General features: G+C 69.8%; 13 protein-coding genes and 2 riboswitches. Of the genes, 8 read left to right on the top strand and 5 right to left on the bottom strand.

Translation table 11 applies throughout. The features are described from left to right. The first annotated feature begins 5 nt into the window (after positions 1-5). The gene (locus tag IFT54_RS15100; protein WP_056406217.1) at positions 6-1,136 is read left to right on the top strand and encodes a DUF2336 domain-containing protein; all 1,131 of its coding nucleotides are present in this window, start codon (positions 6-8) and stop codon (positions 1,134-1,136) included. An 8-nt stretch (positions 1,137-1,144) separates the two neighbouring features. Further along, positions 1,145-2,551 (top strand): sensor histidine kinase, encoded by a 1,407-nt coding sequence (locus tag IFT54_RS15095; protein ID WP_192071235.1) that lies wholly within the window; start codon positions 1,145-1,147, stop codon positions 2,549-2,551. Here the strand turns inward: IFT54_RS15095 and IFT54_RS15090 are convergent. Genes IFT54_RS15090 through gltX form a run of 3 tightly spaced genes read right to left on the bottom strand, consistent with a single transcriptional unit; the run spans position 2,507 to position 5,523 of the window. Then, positions 2,507-2,707 carry a hypothetical protein gene (locus IFT54_RS15090; RefSeq protein WP_031395754.1) on the bottom strand — a complete coding sequence of 67 codons (201 nt, stop codon included), beginning with the start codon at positions 2,705-2,707 and terminating at the stop codon, positions 2,507-2,509. The genes IFT54_RS15095 and IFT54_RS15090 overlap by 45 nt on opposite strands. 1 nt (position 2,708) lies before the next feature. Next, positions 2,709-3,992: a citrate synthase gene (locus IFT54_RS15085; RefSeq protein WP_031395755.1), complete on the bottom strand. Its 1,284-nt coding sequence runs from the start codon at positions 3,990-3,992 to the stop codon at positions 2,709-2,711. Between the two features lie 25 nt (positions 3,993-4,017). Then, on the bottom strand, positions 4,018-5,523 hold the full coding sequence (gltX, locus tag IFT54_RS15080; protein ID WP_081877730.1) for a glutamate--tRNA ligase: 1,506 nt from the start codon (positions 5,521-5,523) through the stop codon (positions 4,018-4,020). Positions 5,524-5,542: 19 nt separating this feature from the next. Here gltX and IFT54_RS15075 point away from each other — a divergent pair, with 19 nt between their 5' ends. Next, positions 5,543-7,885, top strand: a complete 2,343-nt coding sequence (locus IFT54_RS15075) for a ComEC/Rec2 family competence protein (protein ID WP_244649063.1) — start codon at positions 5,543-5,545, stop codon at positions 7,883-7,885. Positions 7,886-7,911: 26 nt separating this feature from the next. Here the strand turns inward: IFT54_RS15075 and lexA are convergent, their stop codons facing one another. Both lexA and IFT54_RS15065 read right to left on the bottom strand, forming a co-directional pair. Then, the gene (gene lexA, locus IFT54_RS15070) at positions 7,912-8,643 is read right to left on the bottom strand and encodes a transcriptional repressor LexA (RefSeq protein ID WP_192071234.1); all 732 of its coding nucleotides are present in this window, start codon (positions 8,641-8,643) and stop codon (positions 7,912-7,914) included. A gap of 68 nt (positions 8,644-8,711) precedes the next feature. Beyond that, positions 8,712-9,896 (bottom strand): molybdopterin molybdotransferase MoeA, encoded by a 1,185-nt coding sequence (locus IFT54_RS15065; RefSeq protein ID WP_192071233.1) that lies wholly within the window; start codon positions 9,894-9,896, stop codon positions 8,712-8,714. A gap of 237 nt (positions 9,897-10,133) precedes the next feature. Continuing rightward, positions 10,134-10,346: riboswitch (cobalamin riboswitch) on the top strand. A gap of 179 nt (positions 10,347-10,525) precedes the next feature. Between IFT54_RS15065 and IFT54_RS15060 the strand changes: the two genes are divergently transcribed. The 5 genes from IFT54_RS15060 (at position 10,526) to IFT54_RS15040 (ending at position 18,182) form a co-directional block, all read left to right on the top strand. Beyond that, the gene (locus IFT54_RS15060; protein ID WP_443024340.1) at positions 10,526-11,563 is read left to right on the top strand and encodes a HoxN/HupN/NixA family nickel/cobalt transporter; all 1,038 of its coding nucleotides are present in this window, start codon (positions 10,526-10,528) and stop codon (positions 11,561-11,563) included. Between the two features lie 160 nt (positions 11,564-11,723). After that, a riboswitch (cobalamin riboswitch) is annotated at positions 11,724-11,940 on the top strand. Positions 11,941-12,077: 137 nt separating this feature from the next. After that, positions 12,078-13,127: a cobalamin biosynthesis protein CobW gene (cobW, locus tag IFT54_RS15055; RefSeq protein ID WP_192071232.1), complete on the top strand. Its 1,050-nt coding sequence runs from the start codon at positions 12,078-12,080 to the stop codon at positions 13,125-13,127. Between the two features lie 5 nt (positions 13,128-13,132). Further along, positions 13,133-16,432 (top strand): cobaltochelatase subunit CobN, encoded by a 3,300-nt coding sequence (gene cobN, locus IFT54_RS15050; RefSeq protein ID WP_192071231.1) that lies wholly within the window; start codon positions 13,133-13,135, stop codon positions 16,430-16,432. After that, positions 16,429-17,553 carry a cobalamin biosynthesis protein CobG gene (locus IFT54_RS15045; protein ID WP_192071230.1) on the top strand — a complete coding sequence of 375 codons (1,125 nt, stop codon included), beginning with the start codon at positions 16,429-16,431 and terminating at the stop codon, positions 17,551-17,553. Before cobN ends, IFT54_RS15045 begins: the two co-directional genes overlap by 4 nt. Beyond that, positions 17,553-18,182: a precorrin-8X methylmutase gene (locus tag IFT54_RS15040; protein WP_192071229.1), complete on the top strand. Its 630-nt coding sequence runs from the start codon at positions 17,553-17,555 to the stop codon at positions 18,180-18,182. Before IFT54_RS15045 ends, IFT54_RS15040 begins: the two co-directional genes overlap by 1 nt. Positions 18,183-18,208 lie beyond the last annotated feature (26 nt).

Here is an 18,208-nt window from a genome sequence, read left to right as displayed (position 1 = left end):
GGCGCATGTCGGTTGGCTCTGAACCCTTGCCTGATCCCGCGCTGTCACGCGCGAGCGCGATCGCGCGCGCCGCACGTGCGCGTCAGCGGGCCGACGACCGGCTGGAAACCACAATCACCGACTTTTTCCTGACCGCCGATGCGCGGCTGGAGGAACGTACGCGGTTGATGCTGGCGCATGTTCTGCGCGGCATCATCGGGGCGATCGAAGCGGATATCCGCCGCCATGCCGCCCGCGTTCTCGCCGGGCTTGGGGAGACGACGCGGGCGGAGGCGATCCTGACGCAGGGCGGCGCCTTGCTGCGGCTGACGCGGTCGGGGGTGTTGCGCGATCGCGACCTGATGAAGGACCTGATCGCACGCGTCCGGCACGACCTGATCGCAGACGCCCTTCCCGCCGCGATCGCCGGTCCCGAGGAGCCGAGCCTGTTGATCCGCCTGACGGGGGTGTCGGATACGACCGTCGCCACCGCGGCCGGCGCGCTGCTCGCGGCGGAAAGCCGGCGTCGCGCGGCTAATGAGTCGGGAACGATCGCGGGAAGCGACGTGCCCGCTGACCTGCATCGCCGCCTCGTCTGGTGGGTTGCCGCGGCGGTGCGCGACGGACTTGACGATGCCTTGAAGGACGCTGGCGAGATGGTCGCGATGCAGGGCCGCGGCCAGAGCGATCAGGCGATCACCGAAGCGGCGCTGCGCAGCCTTGCCGCGCATGATGACGCGGAGCGCCCCGAAGCGGTCGCGATCCGCCTCGCCGCGGCGATCGATGCCCGTCGCGACGAATTGCCGGCGCTGCTGGTCGAGGCGCTCGGCGACCGGCGTCTGACGTTGTTCGTTGCGGTGCTGGCGCATGCGATCGGGATCGATGCCGAACAGGTGCGGGTGATCGTACTCGATCCCGACGGAGAGCAATTGTGGCTGGCACTGCGGGCGGCGGATCTCGACCGGGAAACGATCGCGCGGATCGGGCTGGCGCTGGCCGATGCCGATTCACGCCGTGATATCGAAAGTTTCGCCGACGCGCTCGACAGCATCGCGAGCGTCGCGGTCGACGACGCGCGCGCGGCGATCGCACCGCTGGCAATGCACCGCGAGTTTCGCGCTGCGTTGCGGGCGCTGGCCGGGGCAGACCGACGATGACGGGATATATGACCGGCGACACTGCGGTCGCACTGGCGGAAGTGGCAGGGGACGGCGTGTTGCTGTCGGCGGATCCGATCCTGCTTGCGCTCAACAGCCGCGCCGGGGGGGTGATCGGCGCGCCGATCGCGGTGCCGCAGCTCGCGATGATCGCCCGCCTGGCGCGCCGGCTGGGAATCGCGGTTTCGCGCAGTGTGGTGATCGCCGATGACGACGTCGATCTCGATCTGTGGGTCCGTGCGCAGCCCGAGGGCGATACAGTCGGCCTTGCGGTGAGCGGCTGGCGCGAACTCCAGCCGTGGCGTCCAGCGGCACCGAACCCCGGTGCAGGCGTCGATTTCCTGTCGAGTGGTGCCGACTGGCGCTGGGAAACCGACGCAGCACTTCGCCTGACATTCGTATCGCCCGACGCAGGGCCTCGCATGGGCGTCGACCCGCTGGCGTTGCTCGGCAAGCCGCTGACGAGCCTCGTCATGCTCGACAGCGGCGATGACGGCGCGCTGCCGATCCTCGACGCGGTCGCGCGCCGCCAGCCGCTCGACGCACAGCCCGCGCGCCTGCGGGGGTCGGGCCGCGCGATCATGCTGAGCGCCGTAGTTCGCCGTGACGCGGAACGCGCCTTTGCCGGGTTCATCGGCAGCGGGCAACTGATCGACGATCCCGCGGACGTGCCATCGCCGCCCGCCAAGCCCCGGCCGGCGGGGGCAGACCAGCTGTCGCCGACCTTCACCGCGGGGCTAGACCGTGCGCTGCGGACACCGCTGGCGCGCATCGTCGCGAACGCCGACAGTATCCATGCCCAGACCGATGGTCTGGTGCAGCCCGATTATGCCGATTATGCCGCCGACATAGCCAATGCCGGTCGCCATCTGCTGGCGCTGGTCGACGATCTGGTCGATCTTCAGGCGGTCGAGCGGCCCGACTTCGCGCTGCTTCTCGAGACGATCGATATGGCCGACATTGCGCGGCGTGCTGCCGGGCTGCTGGCGGTGCGAGCGGGCAACGCGAATGTGACGATCACCCGGCCCGCCGCGGAAGCCCGCGTCGTCGCGCGCGGCGATTTCCGTCGCGTGTTGCAGATCCTGGTCAATCTGATCGGCAACGCGGTGCGCTATTCGCAGTCGGGTGGCGCGGTGCTGGTGACGGCGCATGCGGGGAGCGATCAGGTGACCGTCGTCGTCGCAGATACCGGCAAGGGCGTGGCGCCCGCGGATCATGCGCGGATTTTCGAAAAGTTCGAGCGGGTCGACGCGTCCGAGCCGGGCGGCAACGGCCTGGGCCTCTATATCGCGCGGCGGCTGGCACGCGCGATGGGCGGCGACCTGACGATCGACAGCGCAATCGGCGAGGGGGCGCGCTTCGTGTTGTCGTTACCGACGCAGGCGACGCGCGGCCAGGATCAGTACCAGGCCTAATACCGCGAGCGCGGCGCCGCGGTCCGCCCAAGGCCGCTGATCGAGCATGAAGCTCGATCGCGGCCAATGGACATAGCCAAGCCCCTGGCCGATCCACAGGAACCCCATCAGCGCGCACAGCACGCCGATGACCATGAGGATCGGCCGCAGCTTCATCTCAGCGCGACGCCATCGGCGTATAGTCGCGCTGCGTCGGGCCGCTGTAGAGCTGGCGCGGACGGCCGATCTTCTGGTCGGGATCGGTGATCATCTCGTTCCACTGCGCAACCCAGCCGACGGTACGGGCGAGTGCGAAGAGCACCGTGAACATCGAGGTCGGGAAGCCGATCGCCGAGAGGATGACGCCCGAATAGAAGTCGACGTTCGGGAACAGCTTCTTCTCGATGAAGTAGGGATCGCTCAGCGCCAGACGCTCGAGCTCGATCGCGACGTCGAACACAGGGTCGGTGACACCCAGCTCGCCGAGCACTTCCTTGACGGTCGTCTGCATGACGGCCGCGCGCGGATCGTAGTTCTTGTAGACGCGGTGACCGAAGCCCATCAGGCGGAACGGATCGTTCTTGTCCTTCGCGCGGGCGATGAACTCGGGGATCCGGTCAACCGTGCCGATCTCGTGCAGCATGTTGAGCGCGGCTTCGTTCGCGCCGCCATGCGCGGGGCCCCACAGGCAGGCGATGCCGGCCGCGATGCACGCAAACGGGTTGGCACCCGACGAGCCGGCGAGACGGACGGTCGAGGTCGACGCGTTCTGCTCGTGATCGGCGTGGAGGATGAAGATGCGGTCCATCGCCTTTTCGACGATCGGATTCACGACGTACTTCTCGGCCGGGACGGCGAACGTCATCTTCAGGAAGTTGCCGGTGTAGCTCAGCGTGTTGTCCGGATAGACGAACGGCTGGCCGACACTGTACTTGTACGCCATCGCGGCGATCGTCGGCATCTTGGCGATCAGGCGGTGCGACGCGATGACGCGCTGGGCCGGATCATGAATGTCGGTCGAATCGTGGTAGAAGGCCGAGAGCGCGCCGACGACGCCGCACAGGATCGCCATCGGATGCGCGTCGCGACGGAAGCCACGGAAGAACTGCGCGAGCTGCTCATGCACCATCGTGTGGCGCGTGATCGTGTTCGAGAAGGTCGACAGCTCTTCTTCGCTGGGCAGTTCGCCGTTCAGCAGCAGATAGGCGACTTCCATGAAGTTCGACTGTTCGGCGAGCTCGCCGATCGTGTAGCCGCGGTGGAGCAGCGTGCCCGCATCGCCGTCGATATAGGTCAGCTTCGACTGGCACGAGGCGGTCGAAGTGAAGCCCGGATCATAGGTGAAATTGTCGGTCTGCGCGTACAGCTTGCGGATATCGATGACATCGGGGCCGACCGTACCGGACATGACCGGATAATCGAATTCCTTGCCGTCGACCTTGAGGTTTGCGGTCTCGCTCATGCTTGTATCCTTCCTCGAAATCTTATCAGTCTGCCATCCGGTCGGCGATCCGACCGAGGCTCTCGTCACGCCCGAGCAGGTCGAGCACATCGAATATTCCCGGCGACGTCTTGCGACCGGTCAGCGCGGCGCGAAGGGGTTGTGCAACCTGCCCGAGCTTTAGGCTTCGCGCTTCGGCCACGCGCCGTACCGCGCCTTCGAGCGCTTCCGTATCCCACTTGTCGAGCGCGTCAAGTTCAGCATGCGCGTTCGTCAGAATCGCACTCGCTTCACCCTGCAAAAGGCTCGCTGCGGCGTCATCCATGGCCAAGGGGCGCTGGCTGAACAGGAAATTCGAACCTTCGGCGAGTTCGTTCAGGTTCGCTGCACGTGGCTTCAGGACCGGCATTGCGCGAGTCAGAAGGTCGAGTCCGCCATCGGGCAGGGCATGACCGAGACGATCGGCGGCGAGCTGGGCCAGACGCGCATCATCGGCCTCGCGGATATAGTGGCCATTCAGATTCTCGAGCTTCTTCAGGTCGAAGCGCGAGGGCGACTTGCCGACGCCCGACAGGTCGAACCATTCGACCGCCTGTTCGCGGCTGATGATCTCGTCGTCACCGTGCCCCCAGCCGAGCCGCAGCAGGTAATTGTCGAACGCCTCGGGCAGGATGCCCATCTCGTCGCGATACGCCTCGATGCCGACCGCGCCGTGACGCTTGGACAGCTTGGCACCATCGGGGCCGTGGATCAGCGGGATGTGCGCATAGATCGGATCGGGCCAGCCGCCCTCGATCGCGTCCATCGCACGGTAGATCGGCAGCTGGCGGAACGCGTTGTTGAGGTGATCGTCACCGCGGATGACGTGCGTGACGCCCATGTCGTGATCGTCGACGACGACCGCGAGCATGTAGGTCGGCGTGCCGTCCGAACGGAGGAGGACGAGGTCGTCGATTTCCTCGTTGCGGACCGTCACCGATCCCTGGACGCGATCCTCGATCGTGACCGCACCTTCCTGCGGCGCGCGCAGGCGGACGACATGGGGAAGATCGGGGGCCTCGCTTGCCGGACGGTCGCGCCACGGGCTGCGGATGCGGAGCGGCTTCTTGGCCGCCTGCGCCTCGGCGCGCATCGCCGCGATCTCGTCATTGGTCATGTAGCAGCGATAGGCGTGGCCGGCCTCCACCATCTGGTGCGCGACGCGGGCGTGGCGATCGGCGCCGGCGAACTGCATGACGACGTCGCCGTCCCAGTCGATCCCCAGCCAGCGCATCCCGTCGATGATCGCGTCGATCGCCGGCTGGGTCGACCGCACGCGGTCGGTATCCTCGATACGCAGCAGGAATTTGCCGCCGTTCGCCTTGGCGAACAGCCAGTTGAACAACGCCGTGCGTGCGCCGCCAAGATGCAGGAACCCCGTCGGCGACGGAGCGAAACGAGTAACCACGGGTGCGGCCGAAACGACGGCATCCGTATCAGATATTGCGCCCAACCGCGGGTGCTCCCAGACTGTAGAAACGATGGCCGGATCAGCCGTCGCCGCCTCTAGCATGCGTCCCCGGCGGCGACAAATGGGCGTGCCGCCCTGGATGGCGGAGCCGGGCCGGGCGATCGAACGCTGGCTGGAGGCAGAGCGCGACCAGCTCATAACCTGGTTGCCGGTCGGGCTTGGCGGCGGCATCGCGCTGTGGTTCGTGCTGCCCGATCCCGTGGCATGGGGCACCGCGATCCTGGTGCTGGCCGCTGGCGGGTTGGCCGGACTTGCGGCGGGGCGCGGCGGGCGCGCGGCGCGGATGCTCGCGATCGGCGCGATTGCGGCGGCGCTCGGCATCGGGCTGATCTGGGTACGATCGGACCGGGTGGCGGCACCGGTGCTCGCGGGGCCGACATTCGTGCAGCTGTCCGCGCGGGTCGAGACGATCGAACCGCTCGTCGCGCGTCGGCTGGTGCGGTTGACGGTGCGGCCGGTCGGGCCGGGGCAGGACGCCGATGGCGCGCCGGTTGCGTTGCCCGGCCGCGTCCGCATCAACCTGGCAGAGGCGGATGCGCCGGCGACGCTCGCGATCGGCGCGACCATAAAGCTTCGCGCGCGACTCATGCCGCCGCCCTTGCCGGCGGTGCCCGGCGCCTATGACTTTGCGCGCGTCGCTTGGTTCGGCGCGATCGGCGCGACGGGGCGGGGCTTTTCGCCTGTGGTGGTAGCAGAGCCGGGCCGCGGCGGCGCTGGAGTCCGGGTGGCGCTGTCGCGGCATATCGTCGCGCAGCTTGACGGGAGCGCGGGCGGGATCGCGGCGGCGCTGGCGACCGGCGACGTCGGCGCGATCAGCGACGCGGATGCGGAGGCGATGCGCCGCGCCGGGCTGGCGCATCTCCTTTCGGTAAGCGGCCTCCACATCACCGCGGCGGTCGCCGCGACGATGCTGATCGTGATGCGGCTGCTGGCGCTCAGCCCATGGCTCGCGCTGCACACGCGACTGCCACTGATCGCCGCGCTTGCCGGTGCCGCAGCGGCGATCGGCTACACCGTGCTGACGGGCAGCCAGGTGCCGACGATCCGCTCCTGCGTCGCGGCGTTGCTGGTGCTGGTCGCGCTGGCGATGGGGCGCGAGGCGATGACGTTGCGGCTCGTCGCGACGGGAGCGATCGCGGTGATGCTCGCGCTGCCCGAATCGCTCGCCGGGCCGAGCTTCCAATTGTCGTTCGCCGCGATCACCGCGATCATCGCGCTGCACGAGCATCCCGTCGTCCGTGCCACGTTCACGCCGCATGACGAGGGCCGCAGCAGACGCCTGTTGCGCGGCGCCGCGTCGCTGCTGCTGACCGGGCTCGTTGTCGAGGCGGCGCTGATGCCGATCGCGGTTTATCATTTCCACAAGGCCGGGCTGTACGGCGCGGTCGCCAATATCGTCGCGATCCCGCTGACCACGTTTGTCGTGATGCCGTTCGAGGCGCTGGCGCTGCTGCTCGACACGATCGGGATTGGCGCGCCCGCCTGGTGGCTGGTCCAGCATGCGCTCGACGCGCTGCTGTGGCTCGCGCGCGGCGTGGCGCATGCACCGGGCGCGGTCCGCGCGCTGCCGGCGGTGCCCGACGGGGCGTTTGCGCTGATGGTCGTTGGCGGGGTGTGGATCGCGCTGTGGCGGACGCGGTGGCGACGGATCGGAATGCTGCCCTTGGCGATTGGCGCGATCTGGGCGCTGACGACGCCGTCACCCGATATCCTTGTGACGGGCGATGGGCGTCACGTCGCGGTCCGGACCGCCGCCGGGCTCGCGCTGCTCCGCGATCGGGCGGGGGACTATGTCCGCGATACACTGGCGGAGAATGGCGGGGTCGATGGTGAGCCGCTACTGCTGGCGGATCAGCCCGACGCGCAGTGCAGCCGCGACCTGTGCCTGACCGATGTCGTCGCGCGGGGGCGGGCGTGGCGTGTGCTGGCAACGCGGAGCGTTTACCGGGTGCCGATCGCCGAGATGGTTGCCGCCTGCCAGCGCGCGGACATCGTCATCAGCGAGCGCGAGCTGCCGCGTAGCTGTACGCCGCGATGGCTGAAGCTCGATCGATCGGTGCTCGCGCGCACCAGGGGGATCGCGTTGACGTTGACCACGGGGCGGATGGTGACGGTACTCAATCCGGGGGACCGGCACCCGTGGCGCGATCCGCCGACGCTGGCGCGGCCAATGCGACGGTTCGGGGCGGCGGGCGATCAGCATGGGCTGGCCGGGGGGGGCGGCGTCGGTCCGGTTTCGGGTGCCGGCTCGGGGGTGGTCAGAGCGATAGGTCGCGACTGGGTATGTCGGGTCATGATCCTGCGAAGGTGGGGCCTCCGATTGGGAGGGCCGCAATTCCGAAACGCGGACGATGGTGCCTGGGGCCGTTGGTCACGAACGCCACTGCCGGTTGCGTGGCGGTGACGACCGCCAGCGCCACCCGGCATTCGTCAGTCGTAGCGGCGCAGGATACCCGACAGCTTGCCCTGAACCCGGACCTGTGCGGGCGCATAACGCTGGGGGTCATAGGCGCGGTTGGCCGGGTCGAGCCGGACCATTGCGCCTTCGCGGCGGAAATATTTCAGCGTCGCTTCGCTGTCCTCGATCAGCGCGACCACGATTTCGCCGTCGCGGGCGATCTCGGTACGGCGGATCAGCGCATAATCGCCGTCGAGGATGCCGGCTTCCACCATCGAGTCCCCCGAAACCTCCAGCGCATAATGCTCGCCGGTGCCGAGCAATGCGGCCGGAACGGCCAGCATCGAACTGCCTTCAAAGGCTTCGATCGGGACGCCGGCGGCGATCCGGCCGTGCAGCGGGATCTCGACGACGTCGTTCGCCGCGATGCGGGCTGGCGACGCGGGCGTGGCGCTGGCCGTGTTCGGTACCGATACGGTGTCGGCAGATGCCGCCGCCGCCGCCTTCGACCCTGACTTCGTCGTCGTCTGCGCGATTGCAGCCTCGGGACGCTCGGGCATCCGCAGCACTTCGAGCGCGCGCGCCCGGTTGGGCAGACGCCGGATGAAGTTGCGCTCCTCGAGCGCGCTGATCAGGCGGTGTACGCCCGATTTCGATTTCAGTTCGAGCGCGTCCTTCATCTCCTCGAACGAGGGCGACACGCCCGTCTCGGCAAGGCGGTCGTTGATGAAGCAGACAAGCTCGTGCTGCTTGCGCGTGAGCATAACGGTTCTCCGTCCGGAACAGACGAGGAACTTCTATGGAACACTTGCAGCTTCGTCAAGCGGTGACGTCACGCGATGACGAGGATTTCCGCCGAGTCGCCCGCCCTTGCCGCCGGCGCGTCGCCGTCGCGGACGATCAGGCAGGACGAGCGGGCGAGCGTCAGCAGCATCGAGCTGTCCTGGATGGTCGAGGCATAGGCGCGACCGTCGCGCAGTTCGGCGCGCATATAGTCGGTCCGCGACTGGTTGGGCGGAAGATCCTCGCCGAGCAGCGCGTGCGTCGTCTGCGGCAAGGGATCGCGCGCGCCGAGCATGTGCGCGACGACGGGGCGGACGAACAGGATCGCGGTGACGAAGGCGGAGACGGGATTGCCCGGCAGGCCGAGCAGCATTGTCCGGCCAAGCGTGCCCGCCATCATCGGCTTGCCCGGGCGCAGGGCGATCCGCCAGAAGTCGATTGCCCCGCCGGCCGCCTCGATCGCGGGGCGGACGAGGTCGTGATCGCCGACCGACGCGCCCCCCGTGGTCACGAGCAGATCGGCATCGACCCCGGCAAAGGCGTCACGCAGCGTGTCGAGCCGGTCGGGGAGGATTCCGAGATCGATAATGTCGACGGGCAGATCGGCAAGCATCGCGGCGAGCATGATGCCGTTCGATTCCGGCAGCGGGACGGGATCGTTCGTCGAGCCGGGCGGAACGAGCTCGTCACCCGTTGCGGCGACCGCGACGCGCAGCCGGCGGCCGACCGACAGCGTGCCGTGTCCGCCGGTCGCAGCGACCGCGATGCGCGCGGGCGTCAGCCGATCGCCGGCCGCGATCAGCCGGGTGCCGGTCGCGAAGTCGAGCCCCTTGCGGCGTGTGTTGCGTCCCTCGAAGGCGGGGCCTTCGCCGTCGAGCATCAGCCGGTCGCCGTCGCGTGCGGCCTCTTCCTGGACAAGGACGGTATCGGCGCCGGGCGGCATCGCCGCGCCGGTGAAGATGCGCGTCGCCTGTCCCGCGCCGACTGAACCGGTGAAGGGGCGGCCGGCCGCGCTCTCGCCGATGACCGTCCACGGCCCGGGCAGATCTGCGTAGCGGATCGCATAGCCGTCCATCGCCGAAAGGTCGGTCGCGGGCTGGGTGCGGCGGGCTAGAATGGCCTCCGCCGCCCAGCGACCCATCGCCGAGCGCAGCGGCACGGTTTCGGCCGGCACGCGCGATGCCATGGCGAAGAGGCGGGACTGGGCTTCGGCGACGGGGACGAGAGGGCGCATGCGGGCTCCGTTCAGCGGGGCGATGAAGGTCTGCGCTGCTCGCACGATTGCCGCGGGGCGGAAAGCGGGCAACGCCGCGACCGGCAGGACACCGGTCGGTTACGCGATCAACGTACGAGGTAAGGCAGACGTTGCGGTGAGATGGGACGACATGCCCTGCGTTGCGTCGCGCGCAAATCCTGTCGTCAGCGCAGGCAAAACGCGCTAGCCCTGTGGCGCAGGTCCGACGCAAGCCGGATCCGCACAGATCGCGTCGGTGCCCCTCGGGGCTTGAATGGGAATGCGGTGCGGGGTTTGCCCCAAGACCGCGGCTGTCCCTGCAACTGTAAGCGGCGAGCGACACGCACGCGCCCCCTGCGACGGGGGCAGCCACTGGGCCGATGGCCTGGGAAGGTGTGCGTCGAGCCTTGACCCGTGAGCCAGGAGACCTGCCGGCGTCTGGTCGCTCTTGTCCCGGTCCAGGGGGTGGCCGAGGCACGGTGAACGCCGTCTGAGCGACGACCATGCGGCGGGGGCCGCATCGGCGACGCATGCCGGCCGCTCAGGGCGTCCGGTCGGCGCGCGTCCCGGTCGTTCGCGGCAGGCCCCCGTCCTCGTCGGACGCCGGGGATGTGCCAATGACCAAGATCATGACCGGGCGGACCGCCGGTCGTTCGACGCGACACCGGATCGGCTGGATGTTCGCGATGCTGGTGGCGGCCAACATCGCCGCCTGGGGATGGGCGTTCGCGCTGTTCCAGGCGCAACCGCTGATGCTGGGTACCGCGATGCTGGCCTGGGGGCTGGGGCTGCGCCATGCGGTCGACGCCGATCATATCGCGGCGATCGACAACGTGACGCGCAAGCTGATGCAGGACGGGCAGCGGCCGATCGGGGTCGGCTTCTGGTTCGCGGTCGGCCATTCGGGGATCGTCCTGATCGCCGCGGTCGCGATCGCGCTGACCGCGAGTGCGCTGGCGCAGTTCGAGGCGTTCAAGCAGGCGGGCGGGGTGATCGCGACACTGATCTCCGCGCTGTTCCTGTTCACGATCGCGGCGATGAACCTGATCATCCTGCGATCGGTGTGGCGGACCTTCGGCCATGTCCGCGGCGGGGGGCGCTATGTCGAGGAGGATCTCGACCTGCTCCTCGGCAATCGCGGGCTGCTCGCGCGGCTGTTCCGGCCGATGTTCCGGCTGGTCACGCGCAGCTGGCACATGGCGCCGCTCGGCTTCCTGTTCGGGCTGGGGTTCGACACCGCCACCGAAGTCGCGATCCTCGGCCTGTCGGCGAGCCAGGCCGCGGACGGGCTGTCGATCGGCACGGTGCTGGTGCTGCCCGTGCTGTTCGCGACCGGCATGGCACTGGTCGACAGTGCCGACGGGGTGGTGATGCTCGGCGCGTATGAATGGGCGTTCGTGAAGCCGATCCGCAAGCTCTATTACAACATCACGATCACGCTGATCTCGGCGATCGTCGCGATCGCGATCGGCGGGATCGAAACGCTCGCGCTGCTGGCGTCGAAGCTGGGCCTCAGCGGGGGCGTGTGGGACGTTGCCTCGGCGCTGGGCGAGAATTTCAACGGGCTGGGCTTTGCGATCATCGCGCTGTTCGTGGCATGCTGGGTGCTGAGTTTTGCGATCTACCGGTGGAAGCGGTTCGACGAGATCGAGGTGGTTCGGGGGTAACGAGCTGCGTCGTCATCCTGGGCTCGACCCGGGACCCAGGGCCAGGCAGCGCATTACGCGTGGCTCTGGGTCCTGACTTTCGTCGGGATGACGGAGGTCAGGTGCATTGGCACAGTCGCCAAACTCCTCTAAACCCAACCTCGAGGTTTGGTTCTACCGAACCTCGACAGATCGCGCCGGTGCCCTTCGGGGCTTGAATGGGAATGCGGTGCGGGAGCTTTGCCTCCCAATGCCGCGGCTGTCCCTGCAACTGTAAGCGGTGAGCGAGACGCACAGGCCCCCGATGCGGGGGCAGCCACTGGGTCACGGGACCTGGGAAGGCGTGCATCGAGCTTCGACCCGCGAGCCAGGAGACCTGCCAGCGTCATGGTCGCTCTTGCCTTGATCCAGGGGATGGTCGCGGCACGGTACTCCGTCTGAGCGACGAACGCGTGCGGCCGTCAGGTCGTGCGCGCGTGTGGCTGCGGGCGTGCGTCCGTCCGTGGCTGTCGTTCCAACGCCCGGAGAGTATCGCATGACCGACCCCCAGCCGACCCTGGCCAAGATTCCCGTTACCATCGTCACCGGATTCCTCGGCGCGGGCAAGACCACGCTGATCAGCCACCTGATCCGGAATGCCGGTGGCCGGCGGCTCGCGGTGATCGTCAACGAATTCGGCACGCTCGGCATCGACGGCGACATCTTGAAGGGGTGCGCGATCCCCGATTGCCCGGCCGAGAATGTCGTCGAGCTCGCCAATGGCTGCATCTGCTGCACCGTCGCTGACGATTTCATCCCGACCGTCGAGACTTTGCTCGCGCTCGACCCGCGGCCCGACCATATCCTGATCGAGACGTCGGGGCTCGCCCTGCCCAAGCCCTTGCTGAAAGCGTTCGACTGGCCCGCGATCCGGTCGCGGATCACGGTCGACGGGGTGATCGCGCTGGCCGATGCGGAAGCGGTCGCCGCGGGACGGTTCGCGCCCGACCTCGCCGCGATCGAGGCGCAGCGCCGCGCCGATCCGAGCGTCGATCACGAGACGCCGCTCGCCGAGGTGTTCGAGGACCAGCTCGCCTGTGCGGATCTGGTGCTGCTGACCAAGGCGGATCTGGCGGGCGAGGCGGGGGTGGCTGCGGCGCGCGCGGTGATCGCGGCGGAATCCGCGCGTGCGTTGCCGGTGATCGCGCTGACCGACGGGGTGATCGATCCGCGCGTCGTGCTCGGGCTGAACGCGGCGGCGGAGGACGACATCGCCGCGCGACCGTCGCACCATGATGGCGCGGACGATCACGAGCATGACGATTTCGACAGCATGATCGTCGACCTCGGCGAGATCGCGGACCCGGCGGCGCTCGCCGCGCGGATCGAGACGCTGGCGCGCGACGCCGACATCCTGCGCGTGAAGGGCTATGCCGCGGTGACGGGCAAGCCGATGCGGCTGCTGGTGCAGGCGGTCGGTGCGCGGGTGCGGACGCAATATGACCGGCCGTGGCGTGCCGACGAGGCGCGACAGACTCGGCTGGTGGTGATCGCCGAGCATGACCGGATCGACCCCGCAAGGATCCGGGCCGCGCTTCAGGGCTGACGGCGATGCACGTCGTCTTCCGCGAAAGCCACGCGCTGGAGGAAAGTGCGATCCCGCAGGACCTCGCGCAGAGCCCGGCGGACCTTGTCGTCCTGTCCTTTTCTGACGGGGATCTCGGCGCGTTCGCGGCCGGGTGGCGGCGCGCGGCGGCGGGGGGGAGCCCGCTGCCGTCGCTCAGGCTCGCCAACCTGTCCGCGCTCACCCACCCGCTGTCGGTCGATACCTATGTCGAGCGGACGCTGGACGGTGGCGCAGGCACGGGGGCGAAGGGGATCGTGATCCGGCTGATCGGCGGACGGTCCTACTGGTCCTATGGGTTGCAGCAGGTCGAGGCGCTGGCACGGGCGCGGGGGATCGCGCTGGCGGTGCTGCCCGCGGACGGGCGCAGCGATGCGCGGCTCGATGCGGCGTCGACAGTGCCGGTGTCGACGCTGCGCCGGCTCGCCGCGCTGTGCGACGACGGCGGCGCGGTAGCGGCGCAGGCGGCGCTGGCGCAGATGGCGCTGGCGGCGGGGCTTTATGCCGGGCCGGTCGCGGGGGTGAAGACGGTTCCCGAGGTCGGTGGCTGGCAGCCGCGCGACGGGGTGACGTGCCCCGCGGCGTTCGCGATGACCGCGACGCGGCCGCGAATCCTGCTGATCTTCTACCGCTCCTACCTGACCGCTGCCGACCTCGACCCGATCGAGGCGCTGCATACCGGGCTGGGTGCGGCGGGGTTCGACGTCGTCGGGCTGTTCGCGCCGTCGCTGAAGGCGCCGGGCGTCGCGGGGTGGCTCAGGCGCTGGGTCGTCGCGCTCGCCCCGGCGGCGATCGTCAACGCGACTGCCTTTTCGGGCCGCGGCGCGGACGACACATCGCCGCTCGACGGGGCGGGGGTGCCGGTGTTCCAGGTCGCGCTGGCGACGTCGGATCGTGCCGCCTGGGCGGGGTCGACGCGCGGGTTGTCCCCCGCCGACCTGGCGATGCACGTCGTCCTGCCCGAAGTCGACGGACGCCTGTTCGCGGGCGTCGCAAGCTTCAAGGAGGACGGCGTCCGCGACGACGCTCTCGGCTATGTGCGGCGCGAGCACCGGGCCGAGCCCGAGCGGATCGCGGCGATCGTCGCGCGCGTCATCGCGTGGGTGCGTCTGGCGGAGCGGCCGGTCTCGGAACAGCGGCCCGCGGTCGTGCTGTCGACCTATCCGGGCAAGGACTATCAGATGGCGCATGCGGTCGGGCTCGACGCGCTGGCGTCCGCGGACGCGATCGTCGAGGATCTGGCGGCGGCGGGCTATGCGACCGGCGGCGCGGCGCCGCAAGCGCTGGCCGAGGCGCTGGCGACGGGGCGGATCGCGTGGCCGGTCGCGGCGTATCGTGCGGCGCTTGGGGGCTTGCCGGCCGTGTTGCGCGATGCGCTCGAGGAAAGCTGGGGCGCGCCCGAGGACGATCCGGCCTGTATCGACGGCGCGTTCGAGTTCGCGGGCGTCGAGCGGGGGGGCGTGGTGATCGCGCTCCAGCCCGAACGCGGGCGCAGCGCGGCGCGGGTCGGGGAGTATCACGACCTGTCGCGCTGTCCCCGTCATGCCTATGTCGCCTTCTATCTGTGGCTGCACGCGCGGGGGAGTGATGCGCTGATCCATGTCGGCGCGCACGGGACGCTCGAATGGCTGCCGGGCAAGGCGGTCGCGCTGTCGGGAGAATGCTGGCCCGAGGCGCTGACCGGGGCGATGCCGGTGCTCTATCCGTTCATCGTCAACGATCCGGGCGAGGCGGCACAGGCACGGCGGCGTATCGGCGCGGTGACGATCGGCCATGTCCCGCCGCCGGCCGCGACGACGCGCAGCGGCGCGGGGCTGGGGCGGCTCGAATCGTTGCTCGACGAGTTTTCGACCGCCGACGGGCTCGACCCCGCGCGCCGCGACCGGCTGCAGCGCGACATCGCCGACGAGGCGCGCGCGACCGGGCTGGCGGCGACGCTGCGGCTCGACGAGTCGACGAGCCAGGCGGAGGCGATCACCCGGATCGACACGTTCGTGTGCGACGTGAAGGAGAGCCAGTTCGGCGACGGGCTGCACGTCTATGGTCGCGGCGAACAGGGCGAGGCCGAGCGCGACGGGCTGCTGAACGCGTTGCGGGGCAGGCGGATCGCGGCGGGGCCGTCGGGCTCCCCGTGGCGCGGACGCAGCGACGTCCTGCCGACCGGGCGCAACCTGTACGCGACCGACGCGCGCGCGGTGCCGTCGCGCGCGGCGCATGCGCAGGGCGTGCGGCTGGCCGACGAGTTGGTCCGCCGGCATCTGCAGGACGAGGGCGACTATCCGCGCGCGCTGGTCGTCGACCTGTGGGCGTCGGCGACGATGCGGACCGCGGGCGAGGAGTTCGCGATGGCGCTCCATTTGCTCGGTGCGGAGCCGGTCTGGGATCATGCGTCGGACCGCGTCACGGGGGTCGAGATCCTGCCGTTGGCCAGGCTCGACCGGCCGCGGATGGACGTGACGCTGCGCGTATCAGGGCTGTTCCGCGATGCGTTTCCCGCACTAGGCCAGATGTTCGGGCAGGCGGTGCGCGCGCTGGCGATGCGCGACGAGCCCAGCGACTGGAATCCGTTCGTCTGCACTGCCGTCGGTGCGCGGGTCTATGGGCCGGAGCCGGGTCGCTACGGGCTCGGGCTCGGCGATGCGGGCGAGACGTACGGCGAGGCGGCGCGGGCGGCGGCGGGTGCGGCGTGGCTGGCGGCGTCGAGCCACGCGCTCGATGGGCCGGGCGACGACATCGCGACGCGGTTCGATCCGGCGGGGATCCGCGACCGGGTCGCCGCCGCCGACGCGTTCGTCCATGTCCAGGATTTGCCCGAGACCGACCTGCTGCTTGCCGCGGATTATGCCGCGCACGAGGCGGGGTTCGCGGCGGCGCAGGCGGTTGCCGGGGGTAAGAGCGCGGCGCTGTATCATCTCGATGCGCGCGATCCGGAACGGCCACGCGCGCGGTCGCTGGATGAGGAGGTTGCGCGCGTCGTCCATGCGCGCGCGGCGAACCCGGCCTGGGTCGAGGGGATGATGCGGCACGGGTTTCGCGGGGGCGCGGAGATCGCCGCGACGCTCGACCATATGGCGATGTTCGCGCAGCTGGCGCGGGTGGTGTCGCCCGAGCTGATCGATCTCTATTATGATGCGACATTGGGGCGCGACGCGGTGCGTGCATTTCTGGAGAGCGCAAACCCCGCGGCGCTGGCGGCGATGACCGCGCGGTTCGCGGCGCTGCACACGGCGGGGCTGTGGCCGACGCGGCGCAATTCGATCCTCGCACAACTCGTGCTGCCGGCATGAGCGCGTTCGTCGTCAAGGGATGGTGCCCCGATGCGTGGCGGCCGATGGCGGCGGGCGACGGGCTGCTGGTGCGGATCCGCCCGCCGCTCGGCCGGCTGACGCGCGCGCAGACACTCGCGCTGTGTGATGCGGCAATGGCGTGGGGAAATGGCGAGATCGACGTGACCAGTCGCGCGAATCTGCAGATGCGCGGTGTGACCGAGGCGGGCTGGCGGGGGCTGGTCGAGGCGTTGCTGGCGGGCGGGCTGATCGATCCCGATCCGGAGCGCGAGGCGCGCGGTGCGATGCTGGTCGCGCCCGACTGGCGGGATGGGGACGACACGCAGCATATCGCCACCGCGTTGCGCGAGCGGCTGTCCGACCTGCCGGTGCTGCCTGGCAAGGTTGGCTTTGCGATCGATGCCGGCGCTGCACCGGTGCTGACCCGCGCGCCCGCCGATTTCCGGGTCGAGCGCGTGGTGGACGGCAGGTTGGTGGTGCGCGGCGAGGGGCGTGCGGCGGGGGTGGACGTGACGCGCGACACCGCGGTCGACGCGCTGATCGCGCTGGCGCGGTGGTTCGTCGACAGCGGCGGTGCGGCGGCGGGGCGGATGGCGCGCCATGCGGCGGCCGTGCCGGGGGCCGCGACCTTGGTTCCCGCGCCCACCGCGCCACCGCCCGAAGTCGGGGCGCATCCGCTGGGCGCGGCGGTCGCGCTCGGCTTCGGGCGAATCGCGGCAGTAGAGTTGCGCGACCGGATCACCGCAGACCCGGTCACGGCGATCCGCGTGACGCCGTGGCGGATGCTGATCCTCGAAGGCGGGGTGGCGCATGGCGCGCGCGACCGCAGCGCCGTGCGCGCCGGGGTCGACGCCTGTGTCGGTGCGCCCGCCTGTCCACAGTCGAGCGTCGAGACGCGCGACCTCGCGCGGCGGCTGGCACCGTTGGTCGCTGGCAGCCTGCACGTGTCGGGATGCGCGAAGGGCTGCGCGCGTGCGAGGCCTGCGGACGTGGTGCTGACCGGGCGCGACGGGCGGTTCGATCTTGCCCTGCGCGCGCGCGCGGGCACGCCGCCGCTGCTCAGCGCGCTCGAACCCGCTCAGATTATCGCCCATTTCTCCCAGCCGTCCGGAGCCGCCTGATGCCCTATGCCTATGAGACTGACGGGGCCGCGATCTATCGCCAGTCGTTCGCGATGATCCGTGCCGAGGCGGATCTGGCGCGGTTCGAAGCCGAGGAGGAGCCGGTCGCGGTGCGGATGATCCACGCTGCGGGGCTGGTCGCGCTGGCCAAGGATATCCGCTTTTCGCCTGGGTTCGCGCGTGCTGCGCGCGCGGCGTTGCGGGCGGGCGCGCCGATCCTGTGCGATGCGCGGATGGTGACCGAGGGGATCACGCGCGCGCGCCTGCCGGCGGACAATGCGGTGATCTGTACGCTGCACACGCCCGAGACGGTCGCGGTGGCGAGAGAAATGGCGACGACGCGCTCGGCCGCGGCGCTGGAGTTCTGGCGGCCGCATCTAGCGGGTGCGGTGGTGGCGATCGGCAATGCCCCGACTGCGCTGTTCCACCTGCTCAATATGCTGGAGGATCCCGATTGTCCGCGGCCCGCGGCGATCATCGGCTGTCCGGTGGGTTTCGTCGGTGCGGTCGAATCGAAGGATGCGCTGTGGGCGGCGCAGCCGGTGCCGTGCGTGATCGTCGAGGGGCGGCTGGGCGGCAGCGCGATCACCGTCGCGGCGATCAACGCGCTGGCGAGTGCGGCGGAATGATCGGCGTGGTGGCGCCCTCCGCGACC

The organism is Sphingomonas sp. CFBP 13714 (genome assembly GCF_014842205.1).
Classification (GTDB): Bacteria; Pseudomonadota; Alphaproteobacteria; order Sphingomonadales; family Sphingomonadaceae; genus Sphingomonas; species Sphingomonas aerolata.
This window is presented reverse-complemented; position numbering and strand designations above follow the sequence as displayed.

Coding starts and splice junctions, on each gene's coding strand:
- IFT54_RS15100 (WP_056406217.1), top strand. CDS start 6: ATGTCGGTTGGCTCTGAACCCTTGCCTGATCCCGCGCTGTCACGCGCG.
- IFT54_RS15095 (WP_192071235.1), top strand. CDS start 1,145: ATGACCGGCGACACTGCGGTCGCACTGGCGGAAGTGGCAGGGGACGGC.
- IFT54_RS15090 (WP_031395754.1), bottom strand. CDS start 2,707: ATGAAGCTGCGGCCGATCCTCATGGTCATCGGCGTGCTGTGCGCGCTG.
- IFT54_RS15085 (WP_031395755.1), bottom strand. CDS start 3,992: ATGAGCGAGACCGCAAACCTCAAGGTCGACGGCAAGGAATTCGATTAT.
- gltX (WP_081877730.1), bottom strand. CDS start 5,523: ATGCTAGAGGCGGCGACGGCTGATCCGGCCATCGTTTCTACAGTCTGG.
- IFT54_RS15075 (WP_244649063.1), top strand. CDS start 5,543: ATGGGCGTGCCGCCCTGGATGGCGGAGCCGGGCCGGGCGATCGAACGC.
- lexA (WP_192071234.1), bottom strand. CDS start 8,643: ATGCTCACGCGCAAGCAGCACGAGCTTGTCTGCTTCATCAACGACCGC.
- IFT54_RS15065 (WP_192071233.1), bottom strand. CDS start 9,896: ATGCGCCCTCTCGTCCCCGTCGCCGAAGCCCAGTCCCGCCTCTTCGCC.
- IFT54_RS15060 (WP_443024340.1), top strand. CDS start 10,526: ATGACCGGGCGGACCGCCGGTCGTTCGACGCGACACCGGATCGGCTGG.
- cobW (WP_192071232.1), top strand. CDS start 12,078: ATGACCGACCCCCAGCCGACCCTGGCCAAGATTCCCGTTACCATCGTC.
- cobN (WP_192071231.1), top strand. CDS start 13,133: ATGCACGTCGTCTTCCGCGAAAGCCACGCGCTGGAGGAAAGTGCGATC.
- IFT54_RS15045 (WP_192071230.1), top strand. CDS start 16,429: ATGAGCGCGTTCGTCGTCAAGGGATGGTGCCCCGATGCGTGGCGGCCG.
- IFT54_RS15040 (WP_192071229.1), top strand. CDS start 17,553: ATGCCCTATGCCTATGAGACTGACGGGGCCGCGATCTATCGCCAGTCG.